General features: G+C 73.6%; 18 protein-coding genes. 4 read left to right on the top strand and 14 right to left on the bottom strand.

Translation table 11 applies throughout. The annotated features are described in order from the left end of the window. Positions 1-9: 9 nt before the first annotated feature. From E1287_RS04825 to E1287_RS04785, 9 genes are all read right to left on the bottom strand, one after another. Positions 10-228, bottom strand: a complete 219-nt coding sequence (locus E1287_RS04825; protein WP_207934011.1) for a hypothetical protein — start codon at positions 226-228, stop codon at positions 10-12. Between the two features lie 47 nt (positions 229-275). Next, positions 276-764, bottom strand: coding sequence for a hypothetical protein (locus E1287_RS04820; RefSeq protein ID WP_131963580.1), 489 nt, complete (start codon positions 762-764; stop codon positions 276-278). A 153-nt stretch (positions 765-917) separates the two neighbouring features. Then, positions 918-2,171: a kynureninase gene (gene kynU / locus E1287_RS04815; RefSeq protein WP_207934010.1), complete on the bottom strand. Its 1,254-nt coding sequence runs from the start codon at positions 2,169-2,171 to the stop codon at positions 918-920. A gap of 16 nt (positions 2,172-2,187) precedes the next feature. Next, on the bottom strand, positions 2,188-3,225 hold the full coding sequence (locus E1287_RS04810; protein WP_131963579.1) for an amidohydrolase family protein: 1,038 nt from the start codon (positions 3,223-3,225) through the stop codon (positions 2,188-2,190). Positions 3,226-3,235: 10 nt separating this feature from the next. Further along, on the bottom strand, positions 3,236-3,808 hold the full coding sequence (locus tag E1287_RS04805; protein ID WP_131963578.1) for a 3-hydroxyanthranilate 3,4-dioxygenase: 573 nt from the start codon (positions 3,806-3,808) through the stop codon (positions 3,236-3,238). Then, the gene (locus E1287_RS04800; RefSeq protein WP_131963577.1) at positions 3,805-4,257 is read right to left on the bottom strand and encodes a RidA family protein; all 453 of its coding nucleotides are present in this window, start codon (positions 4,255-4,257) and stop codon (positions 3,805-3,807) included. The genes E1287_RS04805 and E1287_RS04800 overlap by 4 nt, the downstream gene beginning before the upstream one ends. Positions 4,258-4,414: 157 nt before the next feature. Further along, entirely contained in the window at positions 4,415-5,158 is a 744-nt protein-coding gene (locus E1287_RS04795; protein WP_131963576.1) for a fumarylacetoacetate hydrolase family protein, read from the bottom strand. After that, positions 5,158-5,943 (bottom strand): fumarylacetoacetate hydrolase family protein, encoded by a 786-nt coding sequence (locus E1287_RS04790; protein ID WP_243718628.1) that lies wholly within the window; start codon positions 5,941-5,943, stop codon positions 5,158-5,160. Before E1287_RS04790 ends, E1287_RS04795 begins: the two co-directional genes overlap by 1 nt. A gap of 11 nt (positions 5,944-5,954) precedes the next feature. Next, positions 5,955-7,391 (bottom strand): 2-hydroxymuconic semialdehyde dehydrogenase, encoded by a 1,437-nt coding sequence (locus E1287_RS04785; RefSeq protein ID WP_131963574.1) that lies wholly within the window; start codon positions 7,389-7,391, stop codon positions 5,955-5,957. Between the two features lie 110 nt (positions 7,392-7,501). Between E1287_RS04785 and E1287_RS04780 the strand changes: the two genes are divergently transcribed. Beyond that, on the top strand, positions 7,502-8,437 hold the full coding sequence (locus tag E1287_RS04780) for a LysR substrate-binding domain-containing protein (protein WP_131963573.1): 936 nt from the start codon (positions 7,502-7,504) through the stop codon (positions 8,435-8,437). Here the strand turns inward: E1287_RS04780 and E1287_RS04775 are convergent, their stop codons facing one another. Next, positions 8,438-9,301 carry an alpha/beta hydrolase gene (locus tag E1287_RS04775; protein WP_207934009.1) on the bottom strand — a complete coding sequence of 288 codons (864 nt, stop codon included), beginning with the start codon at positions 9,299-9,301 and terminating at the stop codon, positions 8,438-8,440. Positions 9,302-9,376: 75 nt separating this feature from the next. Next, a complete protein-coding gene (locus E1287_RS04770) occupies positions 9,377-10,972 on the bottom strand; it encodes an ATP-binding cassette domain-containing protein (protein ID WP_131963572.1) in 1,596 nt (531 codons plus the stop codon). Between the two features lie 76 nt (positions 10,973-11,048). Here E1287_RS04770 and E1287_RS04765 point away from each other — a divergent pair, with 76 nt between their 5' ends. Further along, positions 11,049-11,720, top strand: coding sequence for a TetR/AcrR family transcriptional regulator C-terminal domain-containing protein (locus E1287_RS04765; RefSeq protein ID WP_131963571.1), 672 nt, complete (start codon positions 11,049-11,051; stop codon positions 11,718-11,720). 9 nt (positions 11,721-11,729) lie between these two features. Here the strand turns inward: E1287_RS04765 and E1287_RS04760 are convergent, their stop codons facing one another. The 3 genes from E1287_RS04760 to E1287_RS04750 are packed head-to-tail and all read right to left on the bottom strand — an operon-like array spanning position 11,730 to position 14,061. Beyond that, positions 11,730-12,185 (bottom strand): NUDIX hydrolase, encoded by a 456-nt coding sequence (locus E1287_RS04760; RefSeq protein WP_131963570.1) that lies wholly within the window; start codon positions 12,183-12,185, stop codon positions 11,730-11,732. After that, on the bottom strand, positions 12,182-12,820 hold the full coding sequence (locus E1287_RS04755) for a response regulator transcription factor (protein ID WP_131963569.1): 639 nt from the start codon (positions 12,818-12,820) through the stop codon (positions 12,182-12,184). Before E1287_RS04755 ends, E1287_RS04760 begins: the two co-directional genes overlap by 4 nt. Then, positions 12,808-14,061 carry a sensor histidine kinase gene (locus tag E1287_RS04750; RefSeq protein WP_165968883.1) on the bottom strand — a complete coding sequence of 418 codons (1,254 nt, stop codon included), beginning with the start codon at positions 14,059-14,061 and terminating at the stop codon, positions 12,808-12,810. The genes E1287_RS04755 and E1287_RS04750 overlap by 13 nt, the downstream gene beginning before the upstream one ends. 142 nt (positions 14,062-14,203) lie before the next feature. On the opposite strand from E1287_RS04750, the gene E1287_RS04745 reads away from it, so the two are divergent. Further along, complete coding sequence (locus tag E1287_RS04745) at positions 14,204-14,965, top strand: ABC transporter ATP-binding protein (RefSeq protein ID WP_243718626.1); 762 nt, start codon at positions 14,204-14,206, stop codon at positions 14,963-14,965. Next, a complete protein-coding gene (locus E1287_RS04740) occupies positions 14,962-17,412 on the top strand; it encodes an ABC transporter permease (protein WP_131963568.1) in 2,451 nt (816 codons plus the stop codon). Before E1287_RS04745 ends, E1287_RS04740 begins: the two co-directional genes overlap by 4 nt. Positions 17,413-17,436: the final 24 nt, after the last annotated feature.

Here is a 17,436-nt window from a genome sequence, read left to right as displayed (position 1 = left end):
CACGCTCATTCACGTCTTGTACGTCGCGTCCTCGGGGACCGGGGCGGTACCGGCTCTGGACTCCGGGCCCTGGACGGCCACATTGACCTGATCGGACTGCTCCCAGAACACCAGGTTCCACCGTGAGGTCGCGATCGACGTCATCTGGTCGACGTCCTGGCTGCGGCTGCGCCACACCCGCTCGATGAACGGCGAGTCGGACGCGCGATGCTCGATGTCCAAGCCCATCCAGGTCGTACCTTTCCTAGACGAGTGATTCCTCGTGGTAGTAGGCGTCAGCCGATCAGGAGGCCGAGCCCCAGGAGGAAGGCCAGGCCGCCGACGATCCCCAGGAAGACCCAGCGCGACGACACGCCCGCCCGGCTCTGGTACCGCACCGCGATCCGGGCCAGCAACGCACCGGGGACGCCCCAGATCAGCGCGGTCATCACCAGATTGAACCAGGCCGTGGCGTCGGTGTGGGTCGCGCCCAGACCGGTCTCCTCCACCAAGCCCACCACGACCGTCAGCTTGATCACCAGTTCGGCCAGCGGGTAGAAGACCTGGAGGCCCGCCGCGCCCGCCAGGCCGCCGAGCAGCAGCCAGCCGGGCACCCGGCGCCCCCACGAGCGGATCGTCGCCTGCGCCATCGCGATGGTCAGGGCGCGCAGCCCGCAGGCGAGCACGACCACACCGTCGGTGCCGCCGAAACTCTCACCGCGCAGCGGCTTGCTCGCGACCAGCACGGCAACGAGGGCGATGAACGCCCCAACAGCCCAGGTCACAGCCGTAACAGGCCAGGTCTCGGTTCGAGCGGCGGGCCGGGGTGCACAGATCGTGGTCATGCCGACATCATCACGACGACCGCCCTGTCGCAGCCTCCCTCCAGCGGGTGACCACCTTCCCCCGCTGGGCCGAATCGATGTGGACGACGCGTCCTAGAGGAGGGCGGTGAGGGCTTCGGCGGCGCGGTGGCAGTCGTGGAACGTGCAGTACAGCGGGACGGGGGCCAGGCGGACGACGTCGGGTTCGCGGGCGTCGGCGATCACGCCGTGCGCGTCCGCGAGGTGCTTCACGAGGGCGCCCGCGCCGTCCACCCGGAGGGAGAGCTGGGCGCCGCGGGCGGCCGGGTCGGGCGGGGTGATGATGTCGAGGCCGCTGATCGGGGCGAGCCGCGACGCCAGGTAGGCGGTGAGGCGCTCGCTCTTGGCGCGCAGCGCGTCCATCCCGACCCGGTCGAAGATCTCCAGGGAGGCGAGGACGGGCGCCAGCGCCAGGATCGGCGGGTTGGACAGCTGCCAGGCGTCGGCCGACGCGGGCGGCGCGATGTCCGGATCCATCCGGAACCGGACGGACGGGTCGGTCCCCCACCAGCCCGACAGCTTCGGCACGGACGCGTCCCGGACGTGCCGCTCATGGACGAAGCATCCCGCGACCGCGCCCGGCCCGCTGTTGAGGTACTTGTAGGTGCACCAGGCCGCGAAGTCGACGTCCCAGTCGTGCAGCCGCAGCGGGACGTTCCCGGCCGCGTGCGCGAGGTCCCAGCCGACGACGGCGCCGGCGGCCCGGCCCGCCTTGGTGATCGCCGGCATGTCCATGAGCTGGCCGGTCAGGTAGTTGACACCGCCGAGCAGGACGAGCGCGACCGTGCGGCCCTCGCGTTCGAGGAAGCCGAGGACGTCCTCGGTGCGCAGGTTCTCCTCGCCCGGACGCGGCCGGAGGCGGACCACCGCCGCGGCCGGGTCGAGCCCGTGGTGGACGGCCTGGCTAGCGACCGCGTACGAGTCGGACGGGAACGCCGAGTCCTCGATGACGATGCGGGTGCGCGTCCCGGCGGGCCGGTAGAAGCTCGCCATCAGCAGATGCAGGTTGACCGTCAGCGAGTTCATCGCGACGACCTCGTGAGGCAGCGCGCCGACGAGCCGGGCCGCGGGCTCGCGGGCCAGCTCGTGGTAGTCCACCCAGGGGCGGCGGCCCTGGGTGTGGGCCTCGACGGCGAGCCGCGCCCAGTCGTCCAGCTCCTCGCGGAGCAATGCGGCGACGCTCCTCGGCTGGAGGCCGAGGGAGTTCCCGGCGAAGTACGCCGCCTCCTCGAACGTCCCGCCGGGCGCGGGCGGGACGAGGAACTCGCTGCGCAGCGTGGGCAGCGGATCGCCCGCGTCCAGCCGCCGCGCCTCTTCTTCGAGGTTCACGGTGCTTCTTCGAGGTTCATGGTGCGCTTCCTTCGGTGGTCACGAGTTCCTCTTCGACGGGGGCGGCGGCGAAGAACGTCTCCGCGTTGCCGCCGAGCAGGAGGGCGCATTCGGCGTCGTCCAGGCCGGGGCACTCGCGGATCGTCGTGCCGGGCTCCAGCTCGCCCAGCGGGAACGGGTAGTCGGTGCCGAGCATCACGCGTTCCGCGCCCATCACGTCCACGAGGAGGCGGAGGGCGCGCGGGTCGAACACGGCGGAGTCGACGTAGAACCGGTCGACGTACTCCGACGGCGGCCGCGGCGACCCCGCGCGGACGATGTCGCGCCGGTGCCAGGCGTTGTCGGCCCGTCCGAGCAGGAACGCGAAGCTTCCGCCGCCGTGGCAGAAGCACAGCCGCAGCGACTCCGGGATCCGCTCGAACGCCCCGGACAGCATCAGCCCGAGGATGCTGAGCTGCGTCTCCGCGGGCATGCCGCAGAGCCACGGCAGCATGTGGCCGCGCATGCGGTCGGCGCCGAGCATGTCCCAGGGGTGCGCCAGCACGGGCAGGCCGAGGCGGGCGCAGTGGGCGAGGAACTCGGTGATGCCCTCGTCGTCGAGGTTGCGGTCGCCGACGTGGTTGCCGATGTGGACGCCGCGGTGCCCGGCCGCCTTCGCGCGGGTCGCGACGTCGCAGGCGAGCGCCGGGTCCTGCAGCGGGACCTGGCACAGCGGGAGCAGCCGCCCGGGCGCGCCCGCGCAGAACGCGAGGATGCGCTCGTTGACCAGGTCGCACCAGTCGGCGGCGCGGCCCGGCTCGGCGGCGTAGCCGAACATCAGCGGGGTGGACGAGACGGCCTGGACGTCCACGCCCGCGGCGTCCATGTCGGCCAGCCGGCGGGCCGGGTCCCAGAGCGCCTCCCCGACCGGCCGGTACTCCTCGTCGCCGCTCATCATCATTCCGGCGCCGCCGCCGTCGACGCGCAGCCACGGCTGCCCGGCGCCGGTGAGCAGGGCGCCCTCCCGCCGGGTGATCTGGGGGAAGACGTGCGTGTGGACGTCGATGACCGTCACGGGACCCTCGTCACGCCCGCGGCGCGGTGGCCGGGGTCATCGTCTGCGGCCACGTCTTGCCCGGGTGGACGGCACCGCAGTGCGGGCATTTCCGGTCGCCGTCGTAGAAGCTCTGGAACACGGGCGGCAGGTCGTCCACGATCGAGCGGACCTGCAGGTCGACGCGGTGCACGAGGTGGTGGCACTCGGTGCAGTACCACTCGAACGCCTCCCGCTGGCCCTCCGGCCGCGGGACCTCCACGACGAGGCCGATCGACCCCGCCTCGGGCCGCTGCGGCGAGTGCCGGACGTGCGGCGGCAGCAGGAAGATGTCGCCCTCGTTGATCTGCAGGTCGACCGGCGGGCGGCCCTCCTCCTCCATGACGCGCAGCACCATGTTGCCCTTGAGCTGGTAGAAGAACTCCTCTTTCGGGTCGTCGTGGAAGTCGGTCCGCTGGTTCGGGCCGCCGACCACCATGACGATCAGGCCCGCGTCGTCGAACACCTGGACGTTGCCGACCGGCGGCTTCAGCAGGTCGCGGTGCTCGTCGATCCAGGACTCGAAGTTGAACGGCCGTCCGAACGAGAGCTGCGGCAGGGTCATGCTCCGGCCTCCTCACTGGAATGGGGGATGCGGTCTGCGGGGATGTGCGCGACGCACGAGATCTCGATGAGCAGGTGCGGGTGCGGGAGCTGGTGCACCGCGACGGTGGTGCGGGCGGGGCCGGTCTCGTCGAAGTACTCGGCGTAGACCTCGTTGTACCCGCCGAAGTCGTTCATGCTCACCAGGTACGCGGTGACGTTCACGAGGTCGGGCAGGTCGCCGCCCGCGGCCCTGAGCAGGTCGCGGACGTTCTCGATGACGGCGCGGGTCTGCGCCCGGATGTCGAGGTCGGTGACGCCCATCGCGTCGGCGCTCGCCCCGGCGAACGTCCCGTCCGGGCGGCGCGAGCTCGTCCCGGACACGAACACGAGATCACCGGCCCGCTTCACATGCGGGAACCGTCCACGCGGGGCGGCCTTGCCCGCGACGAGAATCGCATCGTCGCTCATGTGAGCCTCCTGTGGGGGGTCGACCCCCACACCCCCCGGTTCGCTCCGCTCATGCGAGCCTCCTGTGGGGGGCCGACCCCCCACACCCCCCGGTTCGCTCCGCTCATGCGAGCCTCCTGTGGGGGGCCGACCCCCCACACCCCCCGGTTCGCTCCGCTCATGCGGTGACCTCCACACTGCCGAGGCCCGCGCCGGTGACCCGCACGTGCGCGCCCTTCGGCAGCGGGACGGCGGCCGTCGCGGCGCCCGCGAGGACGATCCACCCGGGTTCCAGCCTCAGCCCCGCGCCGAGCGCGAGCCGGGCCGCGGCGCGGAGGGACCGGGCCGGGTCGCCGAGGATCGCCGCGGACGAGCCCGTCTGCACCGGACGCCCGTCGATCTCCATGAGCAGGCCGACGTTCGACAGGTCGCGCGGCGCGTGCCAGGCCCCGAACCCGAACCGGGCGGCGGACGCGTTGTCTGCGATGACGTCCGGGAGGGTGAACTTGAAGTCCCGGTACCGGGAGTCGAGCACCTCGAACCCGACCGCGACGCCGGTCACGGCCGACTCGACCTCCGCGGCCGAGCGGACCTCCCGGCCGATCAGATACGCGATCTCCGGCTCGATCCGCGGATGGATCAGGCGGGACACGTCCACGGCCGACTCGGTGAGCATCGCGTCGGTGAGCAGGCCCCAGATGACGTCGTCCACGCCCATCTGCGCCATCTTCGCGCGGCTGGTGAAGCCCATCTTCACCCCGGCAAGCCGCTCGCCCCGGCGGCGGCGCCGCTCGATCCCGGCGCGCTGGACGGCGTAGGCGGTCGCGACGTCGAACGGTGTCCGCTCGGTGAGCTTCGCCACGGGCATGACGTCCCGGGCGGCCTTGTCCAGCCGCTCCGCGAGCATGTCGACGTCCACCATCAGCCCTGCTCCTTGCCGAAGGCGGCGCGGACGTCGCCGAGGCCGTCGATGCGGGCCTCGAACACGTCGCCGGGCGCGGCCGGGACGACCGGGCCGAGCGCGCCGGTCAGGACCGTGTCGCCCGCGCGCAGCGGGCGCCCGACGCGGACGAGCGTGTCGGCGAGCCACAGCGCCGCGTTCAGCGGATGGCCGAGGCAGGCGGCGCCGGTGCCGGTCGAGACCTGCTCGCCGCGGCGCTCCACCACCATCCCGCACAGGCGCAGGTCGACGTCCTTGAGCGGGACCGGGCGGCCGCCCAGCACGTACAGGCCGGACGAGGCGTTGTCGGCGACGGTGTCGGCGAGCGTGATGTCCCAGTCGCGGACGCGGCTGCCGACGACCTCGATGGCGGGCAGCGCGAACGCGGTCGCGCGGATCACGTCGGCGACGGTGTGCCGCTCGTGGACGAGGTCGTGCTCCAGCACGAGCGCGACCTCAGCCTCCGCCCGCGGCTGCAGCACGGCGCCCGCGGGGATCTCCGCCCCGTCCGGGACGGCCATGTCGGCGAACAGCATGCCGAAGTCGGGGCTGTCCACGCCGAGCTGCTCCTGGACGGCCCGCGACGTCAGGCCGATCTTGCGTCCGGCGAGCCGGCGTCCTTCGCCGAGCCAGCGCCCGGTCAGCCGGTCCTGGACGGCGTACCCGTCGTCCGCCGTCGTGATCAGGTCGCGGACGGGCGCGCACGGCACGCCGGACGCGTAGGCGTCGAGGAGCCGCTCGGCCGCGGCGTCGATGTTCGTTGTCACTGGGCTCGCCTTCAGATCTGGATGCACACGTTCACGGGCTCGGAGAAGAAGTCCAAGGAGTACTCTCCCCCCTCCCGCCCGATCCCCGACGCCTTGACACCGCCGAACGGGGTGCGCAGGTCGCGGATGTTCCAGCAGTTCACCCAGACGATCCCGGTCTCGACGCGCGGCGCGACCCGGTGCGCCCTGGACAGGTCGCGGGTCCACAGCGTGGACGCGAGCCCGTAGGGGCTGTCGTTGGCGAGCGCGAGCGCCTCGTCCTCGGTGTCGAACGGCGCGACATGGCAGACCGGGCCGAAGATCTCCTCGCGGACGGCGCGGGCCGTCTCGGGGAGCCCGGTCAGGACGGTCGGCTCGACGTGGAAGCCGCCGTCCCGCTCGTCCCCGAAGGACGGCGCCCCGCCGCCGGCGACGACCGTGGCGCCCTCGTCGCGGGCGAGCCCGTAGTAGGCGAGGACCTTGTCGCGGTGGCCGGCGGAGATCATCGGGCCGTAGCCGTCCAGGGCCGAGGCCCGCTCGCCGAGCCGGACGACGAACTCGTCGAAGACCGGCCGCTCGACGTAGACGCGCTCGGTGCACAGGCAGATCTGGCCGGAGTGGGTGAACGACGAGCGGACGGTCCCGTCCACGGCGGCGTCGAGGTCGGCGTCGGCGAACACCAGCGCCGGGTTCTTGCCGCCCAGCTCGAACGAGACGGGGGTGACGTGGTCGGCGGCGTTCCGCATGATCGCGGCGCCGGTGGCGGACTCGCCCGTGAACGCGATCGCGTCGACGCCCGGATGTCCGGTGAGGAACTCCCCCGCCGCGTCCGGGCCGTGCCCGTGGACCAGGTTGAACACGCCGTCCGGGAGCCCGGCGTCGTCGATCACGCGGGCGAGCAGCGTCGCGGTGGACGGCGTCTCCTCGGACGGCTTCAGCACGACCGCGTTGCCGCAGGCGAGGGCGGGCGCGATCTTCCACGTCGACAGCAGCAGCGGGAGGTTCCACGGGGAGATGATCGCCACGACGCCCAGCGGCCTGCGGACCGTGTAGTTGAGCGCCTCCCCCGCTCCCCCGCTCCACCCCGGGATCTGCGTCGTGTAGGCCCGTTCGGGACGCCCGTAGAGCAGCTCGGCGTAGGAGCGGAAGTTGCCGATCGCGCGCGGCACGTCGACGGTCCTGGCGAACTCGCGGGACCGGCCGGTGTCGGCGACCTCCGCGTCCACGAACTCCTCGAACCGGGCCTGGATCCCGTCGGCGACGGCCCTCAGCGCGGCGGCGCGGTCCTCGGCGCTCGTCGTCCCCCAGGGGCCGCGGAGCGCCGCCTGAGCCGCGGTGACGGCGTCGTCCACGACCTCCCGCGTGGCCTCGGGGACGGCTCCCAGCTCGGAGCCGTCCGCGGGCGCGATGAGCGGGAAGGACGTCCCGTCCGAACGGAACACGCCGCCGACATAGTGCTCAGCCTTCATCGCTCTCCTCCCGCGGACGTTCCGCCACCTCGATCCTCTGCCCGCGAAGCTATGCCTGGCAAATACCAATCGACCATGGAGCTATCACGGGACTGTGATAGTAAGGCGGCATGCGCGCGATCGACCTGCTGAACGGACGGCTGAAGCTCCGCCACCTGGTCCTCGTCGTCGCCATCGCCGACCAGGGCAGCGTCCTGCGGGCCGCCGAGCACCTCCACCTCGCGCAGCCCGCCGTGACGCGCAGCCTCCGCGAGGTGGAGAACATCCTCGGCGTGGAGCTGTTCACCCGTGGCCCGCGCGGCGTGACGCCGACGATGTTCGGGGACGCCTTCGTCGAGCACGCCCGCGCCGTCCTCGCCGAGCTGCGCCGCGCGGGCGAGCGCATCACCGGCCTCGCGGACGGCGAGGTCGGCACCGTCACCATCGGAACGCTCCTCGCCGGGTCCAACGTGCTGCTGCCGCGCGCGATCGCCGCCCTGAAACGGGACCGCCCCGGCATCACGGTGATCGTCCGGGAGGCCACGTTCGACGCCCAGGTCCCGCGCCTGCTCGACGGCGAGATCGACCTGATCCTCGGCCGCCTCAACCCGATCGGCGACCTGCGCGGGCTCCGCCAGATCACCCTCTACGGCGAGCCCGTCCGGCTCGTCGCCCGCCGCGGCCACCCGGCCCGCGACCGGCGGGACCTCGGCCTGGCCGACCTGCTCGACTACCCGTGGGTGCTGCCGCTGGAGCAGACGGCCCTGCGCACCGAGCTGGAGCAGGTCTTCCGAGCAGAGGGGCTCGTCCTGCCGGACAACCTGGTCGAGTGCACCTCGGTGCTGACCGTCCGGACGCTCGTCCGCGACACCGACATGATCGCCGCGCTGCCCGAGCTGGTGGCCCGGACCGACGCCGACATCGCGCCGCTGCCCGTGCCGCTGGAGACCGTCCGCCGCCAGGTGGGCGTCACCCTTCCCGCGCACCGCGCCCCGACGCCGTCGGCCCGGCTGATGCTCGACCACCTCCGGCACGAGGCCGCCGAGATCGCCGGCGCGGTGACCTGATCACACGGACCGGACGAGATCGACCAGCCTCCCGCCGAGCACCGTCTCCGCGTCTCCCAGGTCGAGGACGACGTCGAAATGGTCGCGGTCCGGGACGATGATCAGGTCGCCTGCGTCCCACTGCGGCTGGAACCGCCGGGACTGCGCCAGGAACCCGGCGCCGTCGTTCTCCGCGACCGCGAACACGGCGGGACACCGCCGGTCGGCGGGCAGTAGGGCGGGGCTCAGCGCCGCCGCCCGCTCCTCGTCCAGCCGCAGGTAGTCGTTCACGTAGATGCGGGTGATCGGGCGGATGTCGAACAGCCCGCTGACCGGCATCGCCGCCTTCACGACGTCCTCGGGGAGCCCGAACCGCTCCTGCCAGCGTCCGGCCATCGTCATCCCGGCCAGGTGCCCGCCCGCCGAGCTCCCGCCGACCACGATCCGCTCCGGGTCGAGCCCGTGCTCGCGCCCGTGCCGATGCACCCACGCGACCGCCGCCCGCGCCTGCCGGACGATCTCCTCCAGCGTCGCCTTCGGGGCGAGCGTGTAATCGGGGACGACGGTCGCGATGCCCTGCTCGTGGAGCATCCGCGCCATGAACGACGAGTCTTGCCGCGAAAGCGCGAACCAGTATCCGCCGTGGAAGAAGATGAAGACCGGTCTGAGGCCGTTGCCGTCGGCGCCCCAGACGTCCAGCCGCTCACCGCTCGCCTCGTCGTAGACGACTCCGGGATGCCCGGGGAGGCCCGCGACGGCCTGCTCCGACTCGGCGCGGTACCGGGCGAGATGCCGTTCCAGCAGCTCCTTCCCGGCCTTCCGCCGCACGTTGTACGCGACGTCGAGTTCCTCGTCGCTCAGCTCGCTGTCCGGCCAGTCGCCCACATCGTCCCCCTCGCGGTCAGGCCAAGCCTCTCCCTCCGAGGAGGGACGATCAAATACCGTTCCTTCCGTCCGCTATCACAATCCGGCCATGTCGGCGCGCCAGATCGGGGTGTCAGACTCGCGGACCTCGCCGTCGGTACCGAAGGCGAGATAGCGGTCGAAGTCGGCGGCGAACCAGCGGTCGTGGGTCACCGCCAGGACGGTGCCCGAATAGGACGCCAGACCCTCCTGCAACGCCTCGGCACTGGCCAGGTCGAGGTTGTCGGTCGGCTCGTCCAGGAGCAGCAGGGTCGCGCCCGACAGTTCCAGCAGGAGTATCTGCAGCCGGGCCTGCTGGCCTCCCGACAGGGTCTCGAACGGGCGGGAGCCCGCGGGAGCCAGCTCGTAGCGGGCGAGCGCCGCCATCGCGTCGTTGCGGGTCAGCGCGTTCTCCGACATGAGGATCTGCGCGGGCGAGCGGCCTTGCAGATCGGGGCGCGCATGCGTCTGGACGAAATGGCCCGGGACGACCCGAGCCCCCAGCCGGTGAACGCCTTCGTGAGGAATGTCGTCACCGGCGAGCAGGCGCAGAAATGTCGACTTGCCCGAACCGTTCGAGCCCAGAACTGCGACGCGCTCGCCGTACCAGACTTCGAGGTCGAAAGGACGCGTCAGCCCGGCCAGTTCCAGCGACTCGCAGATCAGGGCACGTTTTCCGGTGCGCCCGCCTCGAAGGCGCATTCGCACGTTCTGTTCCTTGGGGGCGCTCTGCGGCGGCCCCGCTTCCTCGAAGCGCTGCAACCGGGTGCGAGCGGCCTGACAGGACGAGGCGACCGCGTCATTGTTGGTGGCGCGCTGGCGGAGCGTGTGGACGAGCCGTTTGAGGCGGGCGTGCTCGTCGTCCCAGCGGCGGCGCAGCTCGTGAAGGCGCTCGGTGCGGTCGCGGCGGGCCTGCGCGTAGCCCGCGAACCCGCCGCCGTGGACCCAGACGTCGCGTGATTCCACCGTGACGATCCGGTCGGCCGTGTCGGCGAGCAATTGCCGGTCGTGGGAGACGAGCAGGACGGTCTTGTTCGCGCCGCGGAGTTTCTCGGCCAGCCATTCCTTGCCGGGCACGTCCAGGTAATTGTCGGGCTCGTCCAGGAGGAGGACCTCGTCCGGGCCGCGCAGGAGGGCCTCCAGGACGAGGCGTTTCTGCTCACCGCCCGAAAGCGTCGTCACCGGCCGGGTCTTCGCCTCGTCGAAGCGGAGGGACAGCGCGGCCGTCGTGCAGGTGTCCCAGACGATCTCGATGTCGTAGCCGCCCGCGTCCGTGTAGGCGGTGATGGCCTGGGCGTAGGCGAGTTGGCTCTGCTCGCTCTCGTCCAGGGCGGACTCTGCCTCGGCCAGCTCGCCGGCCGCCTCCCGCACACGCTCGGGCGCCACCGAGAGCAGCAGGTCGTGGACGGTGCGGCCGTCGCGGATGCCGCCGATGAACTGGCGCATGACGCCGAGGCCGCCGGAACTCGTCACGACGCCGTCCGACGGCCGGAGATCGCCCGCGATCAGGCGCAGCAGCGTGGTCTTCCCGGCGCCGTTCGGGCCGACCAGCGCCGCCTTGGCTCCGGCTCCGACGCGGAACGAGACGTCGTCCAGCAGGAGCCGTCCGCCGGGCGGCGCGTAGGTCAGGCGGCTCACCTCGATATGCGCCATGGCACTCCTGCTCGTACGCTGTTCGAGTGACTCGATCGTTGATCTGGTACCCGTCCAATGTACTAGCCTGAGGCGCATGACCGAGAGCGTGTGGCTGCGGAAGGACCGTCCCCGCCGGGAGGCGCCGCCCCTGACCCGCGAGCGGATCGTCGCGGAGGCCGTGGCGCTGCTGGACGAGGAGGGCGCCGGACGGCTGACGATGCGGCGCCTCGCCGAGCGCCTGGACACCGGGTCCACGACGCTGTACTGGCATGTCGAGACGAAGGACGACGTGCTGGAGCTGGCTCTCGACGCCGTCTTCGGCGACGTCCCGATCCCCGGCGCGGGAGAGGACTGGCGGGCCGACGTCGTCGCGCTGATGTCCGGCTGGCGGCGCGCGATGCTCGACCATCCCTGGTCGGCGTCGATTCTCGGCGGACGCCCGCTTCTCGGCCCCAACGTCCTGGCCCGCACCGACTTCCTGTACGCCACGCTGGCAGGCACAGGAATGACCGGGCGGGAACTCGCCGCTGCAGCGTACGCGGTCGCCAATTACGTCATCGGCTCGGCGCTCATGCAGATCGGCGGCCAAGGCGACGGCCAGGGCGGCGAAGAGCCGGCGGCGAAGCGGACGGCCGAGCATCTCGCCCGCAACCGCGACCGATACCCGGCGCTCGCCGCGCACGGGCATCTGCGGGGCGACGACTGGGACGCCGCCTTCGCGCAGGGCCTGGACTACATCCTGGACGGCCTGGCCCGCCGCCCCTGACGGGCTCCTCTAGGGGACGAGCCCGAGGAGGTCGGCGGCGTGGTCGTGGAGGTAGGCGGCGAGCATCTCCGGGATGAGGGTGATGGACGCCAGCTCGCCGGGCGCGCAGGGGACGAGGTCGACGTCGTAGCGGCCGTTGGCGGGGTCGTCGAACTCGGGGCCGTGCCTCCGGGACAGGTCCATCGTGGCCAGGCGGCACACGTAGAAGGTGTTGAGGCGGTGCAGGCCGGGGCTCTGCTCGCCGCAGGCGAAGACCTGGCGGACGGGCCCGGCGGTGGCGCCGAGCTCCTCGTCCAGCTCGCGCCGCAGGGCCGCCTCGGGGCTCGCGTCCGTGGGTTCGATCTTGCCGCCGGGGGTCGTCCAGTACACGGGACGTCCCGGGCGCGTGCGGCGCAGCAGGACCAGCGCGTCACCGTCCAGCAGCAGGGCCCGCACCGCCCGCCGGACCCGGGGGGCCTCGGTCACGAGTTCAGATACGCCAGGACGGCCAGGACGCGGCGGTGGCCGCTGTCGCTGGGCGGGAGGCCGAGCTTGGCGAACACCGCGCCGATGTGCTTGCTGACGGACCGCTCGGTGATCACCAGCGTCGTCGCGATGGTGGCGTTGTCGAGGCCCTGGGCCATCAGGCCGAGCACCTCGCGCTCGCGGGGCGTGAGTGCCTGGAGCGGATCGTGCCGGGACGCCATCAGCTGCGACACGACCTCGGGGTCGAGCGCGGTGCCCCCGGCGGCGACGCGGGCCAGGGCGTCGAGGAACTCGCCGACGCGGCTCACCCGGTCCTTGAGCAGGTAGCCGACGCCTTCGGCGCCGCCCGCGAGCAGCTCGGCGGCGTAGGTCTCCTCGACGTACTGCGACAGCACGAGGACGGGCAGGCCGGGCAGCCGCTTGCGGGCCTCGACGGCGGCGCGCAGGCCCTCGTCCCGGAACCCGGGCGGCAGCCGCACGTCGAGGACGGCCGCGTCCGGGCGGTGCTCCAGCAGCGCGGGCAGCACGTCGGGCCCGCTGCCCGCGACGGCGACCACCTCGTGGCCGTCCGAGGTGAGCAGCAGGACGAGGCCCTCGCGGAGCAGCACGTTGTCCTCGGCGATCACGATCCGCACGGCAGGTCCACTTCGAGCGTCGTCCCTTCCCCGTCGGGGCTGTCGATGCGGGTGGCGCCGTCGAGCGCCGCCACCCGGCGGCGGATCCCGGCGAGGCCGCTGCCGCGGTCCGGGTCGGCGCCGCCCTTGCCATCATCCCGCACGGTGATCGTCAGCCGGTCGGGTTCGCGGCGGACCGTGACCCGCCCGTGGCGGGCGCCGCTGTGCTTGGCGATGTTGGTGAGGGCCTCGGCGACGACGAAGTAGGCGGCGGCCTCGACGGCGGCCGGTGCGCGGCCGTCCGCATCGGAGGCGGCGCCGTCGCCCACGTCCAGCTCGATGGGGATCGGCGCGGCGGCGGCGAGCGCGCGCAGCGCCCCGGCGAGGCCCCGGTCGGACAGGATCGGCGGGTAGATGCCGCGGATCACCGTCCGCAGCTGGGCGAGCGCCTCCTCGATGCCGCCCCTGGCCTGCAGGAACAGCGCGCGGGCCGCATCGGGGTCGGCGTCGAAGCGGCGGTCGGCGAGCCCGAGGCGCAGCGCGGCGGCGACGAGCTGGGCCTGCGTCCCGTCGTGCAGGTCGCGCTCGATGCGGCGCAGCTCGGCGCCGTGCGCCTCCAGCGCCTCGGCGCGGGTCTCGGCGAGCTCCTCGACCCGTTCGGCGAGGCTGCTGCGGCGCGTGGGGCGCAGGAGCGCCTCGGCGAGCCGGGCCTGCCAGCGGGCGAGCCGCGGCACCAGCCACAGCAGGACGGCGAGGTCGAAGGCGCCCTGGAGTAACGGCATCGTCAGCGCCTTCGGCCAGCCGTCCAGGACGATGAACGCCGACGTGGACCCCTCGGGCGCGGCCCACCACCACAGCGGCAGCGACAGCGTGTACGGGATCGCCGGCCAGATCATCACCGCGAGCACGGCGGCCTGCAGGCCGGTGAGCCCGTGCGCGGCCATCCAGGCGGCGTCCCGCCACGTGTCCGGCGACCGGACGAGGCGGCGCGCCTCGCTCGCGCCCTCCCCGCGCATCGGCCCGTACGGCTCGGGGATCTCGCGGCCGAGGATCCGGCCCGCCCGGCGCCGTTCGACGTTCGCGAGCGCGCGCAGCGGCTTCACCGCGGTCGGCAGCCACGGCAGCACGAGGACGATCAGGACGAGGAACGCCGCCAGCGGAGCGAGCCCGAGCAGCGCGGGCACGGCGGTGCGCAGCCCGCCCGCCAGCTGTCCGGTCGCGTGCGCGCTGCGCCTGAACGCCCCGCCGATGTCTCTGGTCATGTCCCCTCGCGGCCACGGTATGGGACGCCGCGGGCCCGCGCACCCGGGCGTGCACCCAGGCCGGTGGTGTAGCGGGCTACACCACCGATTCGGGAGTCCGCGCCCATGCGCCCGAGCCCCTCCGAAATCTAGGTTCGAGCAGGTGAGAACCACGATGACGATGACGGCCGAGACCACCACCGCCGGAGCCGCCGGCTCGCAGGAGGCGGTGGCGCTGGAGTCGGTCACCAAGACGTACGGTCCAGTGCGGGCGCTGGACGGCGTGACCCGGACGTTCCGGCGCGGCACGTTCACGGCGGTGATGGGGCCGTCCGGGTCGGGGAAGAGCACGTTCCTGCACTGCGCGTCGGGGCTGGACCGTCCGAGCGGCGGCGCCGTCCGGGTGGGCGGCGTGGACATCGGCCGGCTGAGCGAGACGAAGCGGACGAGGCTGCGCCGGGAACGGATCGGGTTCGTCTTCCAGGCGTTCAACCTGATCCCGTCCATGGACGTCGAGCAGAACATCACGCTTCCGCTGCGTCTCGGCGGCGCGGAGCCCGAGCCCGCCTGGCTGGACGAGGTCGTCCGGCGGGTGGGACTCGCCGACCGGCTGCGGCACCGTCCGTCGGAGCTGTCGGGCGGGCAGCAGCAGCGCGCGGCCCTCGCGCGGGCGCTGATCACCCGTCCGGAGGTCGTCTTCGCGGACGAGCCGACCGGCGCGCTCGACCCGCGCACGGCCCGCGACGTGCTGCGCCTGCTCCGCGAGGCGGCCGACCTGACCGGGCAGACGATCGTGCTCGTCACCCACGATCCGGTGGCCGCCGCGTGGGCCGACTCCGTCGTGTTCCTCAGCCGCGGCCGCATCGTGGACGAGCTGGCCGCGCCCACCGTCGCCGCCGTCCTGGACCGCTGGGAGACGCTGTGAGCCGGAACGGCGCCGCGAACAGGGGCCTGTTCGCCGGGATCTTCGCGGCGCTGCTGTTCGCGGCCATGCTGGTCGGCGCGTGCGGGGTGCTGCTGGAGTCGGCGCTGCGGGCGCACGCGCCGGTCGAGCGGTTCGGCGGCGCCGCGGCGGTCGTGACGGGACCGCAGAGCGTCGAGCGGCGGATGAAGCGGCTCGGGTCCGAGCCCGAGGCGGAGAGCCGTCCGCTGACCGAACGCGCCCGGCTCCCGATCTCGGCGGCGGAGAAGCTGCGGGCCGTGCCCGGCGTGCGGGACGTCGTCGCGGACGTGTCGTTCCCGGTCGTCCTCCCCTCGGGGCGGGCGGTGACGGGCCACGGCTGGGATTCGGCCGGGCTGCGCCCGTACAGGCTGAGCGCGGGCCGCGCCCCGCAGGCGCCGGACGAGGTCGTCCTGAGCCGAGTGACCGGGGCACGCCCGGGCGAGGCGGTCCGGTTGCAGACGAACGAGACGTCCCGCCCGTACCGGGTCGTGGGCGTCGTCGGGGACGGGCCGGAGGCGGCGTTCTTCACCACGCCGACGGCGACCGCCCTCTACGGGCACCCCGGCCAGGCCGACGCGCTGGCGATCCTCGGCGGCGACCTCGACGAGGAGGCGCTCCGCGAGGCGGCGCCCGGCGGCCCGACCGTGGCGACCGGCAAGGCGCGCGGCGACGCCGAGGATCTGGCCGTCGCCGCCGCGCGGCCCGACATCGTGGAGATCTCCGCCTCGCTCGGCGGCATCGCGATCACGACGGCGCTGGTGGTCGTCGGCGGGCTGGTCGTCCTGTCGGCGCGGGCGCGGATGCGGGAGTTCGCGCTGCTCCGCACGGTCGGCGCGACGCCCGGGCAGATCCGGGGACGGGTCGTCCGCGAGACGGCGAGGATCGGGGCACCGGCCGCGCTCGCGGGTGGGGTCCTTTCCCTGGGGCTCGGCGCGGCGATGCACGGCGCGATGGCGCGCGAGGGCGTCCTGCCGGACGGGTTCGGCCTGTCGCTCGGCCCGCTCCCGGTGCTGGCCGCGTTCGCGGGGACGCTGCTCGCCGCCGTCGCCACCGCGTTCCTCGCCTCGTCGCGGGTGTCGCGGATCCGTCCGGTGGAGGCGCTCGGCGAGGCGGCGGTCGAGCCCGCCCGGCTGCCGCGGTGGCGCGTCATCGCCGGCGTGGCGTTCCTCGTCCTCGGCCTGAACGCACTGGGGTTCTCGACCACGGCGACCGGGCCCGACGCCGCCGCGTCGGTGGGCGGGCTGGTCATGGCCCTGATCGTCGCGACGGCGCTGCTGGGCCCGCTGGTGGCCCGGTTCGGCAGCCGCGTGCTGGGCCGCGCGGCCCGGGCGATCGCCCCGATCACCGGACCGATGGCGCAGCACTCGGCCGGAGCGGCCGCACTACGCGCCGGGTCGCTCATCACGCCGGTGGCGCTGGCCGTGGCGTTCGCGAGCGTCCAGCTCTTCGCGCACTCGACGGTCGCGCACGCGACGCGCGGGCAGGCGGATGCCGGGAACCACGCCGACCAGGTCATCGTGTCGTCCGGCGCCGGGCTCCCCGAGGGCGTCGCGGAGGCGGCGCGCCGGACGCCCGGCGTGACGGCCGCGGCCCCGGTCAAGCGGACCACCGTGATCATGCCGGTCACGGCGCTCGGCGAGCAGAGCCTCCAGTCGCTGAGCGCACGCGGCGTCGGCGCGGACGCCGCCGCGACGATGGACCCGAAGGTGACGTCCGGCCGGCTCGGCGACCTCCGGGGCGGCGCCGTCGCGCTCAGCCGGGACGTCGCGGGCGGCCGCCGCGCCGGCTCGACGGCCGAGCTGTCGCTCGCCGACGGGACGGCGATCAAGGCCAGGGTCGTCGCCGTCTACGAACGGGGGCTCGGCTTCGGCGACGTGCTCCTCCCCCGCGACCTGGTGGCGGCGCACTCGTCATCGCCGCTGGACGACCACGTCCTCGTCCGCGGAAAGGACGCCGACCTGCGGGCGGTCGCCGCCGCCGACCCTGGAGCCCGCGTGGTCACGCCCGACGAGTTCGGCGCGGGCCTGTCGCGGGAGATCCGGCTCCAGGGCTTCGTCAACCAGGTGGTCGTCGCCGCGATCACGGGGTTCATCCTCATCGGCCTCGTCACCACGCTGGCGACGGCGACGGCGGCGCGGCGGCGCGAGTTCGCGCTGCTGCGGCTGGTCGGCGCGACCCGCGGCCAGGTGCTGCGGATGCTGCGGCTGGAGGCGGCGATCGTGCTCGGCACCGGCGTCGCGGCCGGGGCGCTCATCGCGGCGGTGACGCTGCCCGCGTTCGCCGCCGCGGTCACCGGCGTCCCGCTGCCGTGGATCCCGCCGCTGACCGCCGCGGCGATCGTCGCCTGCGCGGCCGGTTCCGGGGCCGCCGCGATCCTCCTGCCGGCGCGGTTCGTCCTGCGCCGCCGCACGTCCCCGGCCCTGTCCTGACCCACCTCCCAGAAAGGCACGAGA

The organism is Actinomadura sp. KC06 (assembly GCF_004348735.1).
Taxonomy (GTDB): Bacteria; Actinomycetota; Actinomycetes; order Streptosporangiales; family Streptosporangiaceae; genus Spirillospora.
This window is presented reverse-complemented; position numbering and strand designations above follow the sequence as displayed.

What these genes read in the sequence shown, in the direction of transcription:
- E1287_RS04750 (WP_165968883.1), bottom strand. Translation starts at nt 14,061, where the DNA reads ATGACCAGAGACATCGGCGGGGCGTTCAGGCGCAGCGCGCACGCGACC.
- E1287_RS04805 (WP_131963578.1), bottom strand. Translation starts at nt 3,808, where the DNA reads ATGACCCTGCCGCAGCTCTCGTTCGGACGGCCGTTCAACTTCGAGTCC.
- E1287_RS04780 (WP_131963573.1), top strand. Translation starts at nt 7,502, where the DNA reads ATGCGCGCGATCGACCTGCTGAACGGACGGCTGAAGCTCCGCCACCTG.
- E1287_RS04765 (WP_131963571.1), top strand. Translation starts at nt 11,049, where the DNA reads ATGACCGAGAGCGTGTGGCTGCGGAAGGACCGTCCCCGCCGGGAGGCG.
- E1287_RS04785 (WP_131963574.1), bottom strand. Translation starts at nt 7,391, where the DNA reads ATGAAGGCTGAGCACTATGTCGGCGGCGTGTTCCGTTCGGACGGGACG.
- E1287_RS04770 (WP_131963572.1), bottom strand. Translation starts at nt 10,972, where the DNA reads ATGGCGCATATCGAGGTGAGCCGCCTGACCTACGCGCCGCCCGGCGGA.
- E1287_RS04795 (WP_131963576.1), bottom strand. Translation starts at nt 5,158, where the DNA reads ATGGTGGACGTCGACATGCTCGCGGAGCGGCTGGACAAGGCCGCCCGG.
- E1287_RS04800 (WP_131963577.1), bottom strand. Translation starts at nt 4,257, where the DNA reads ATGAGCGACGATGCGATTCTCGTCGCGGGCAAGGCCGCCCCGCGTGGA.
- E1287_RS04825 (WP_207934011.1), bottom strand. Translation starts at nt 228, where the DNA reads ATGGGCTTGGACATCGAGCATCGCGCGTCCGACTCGCCGTTCATCGAG.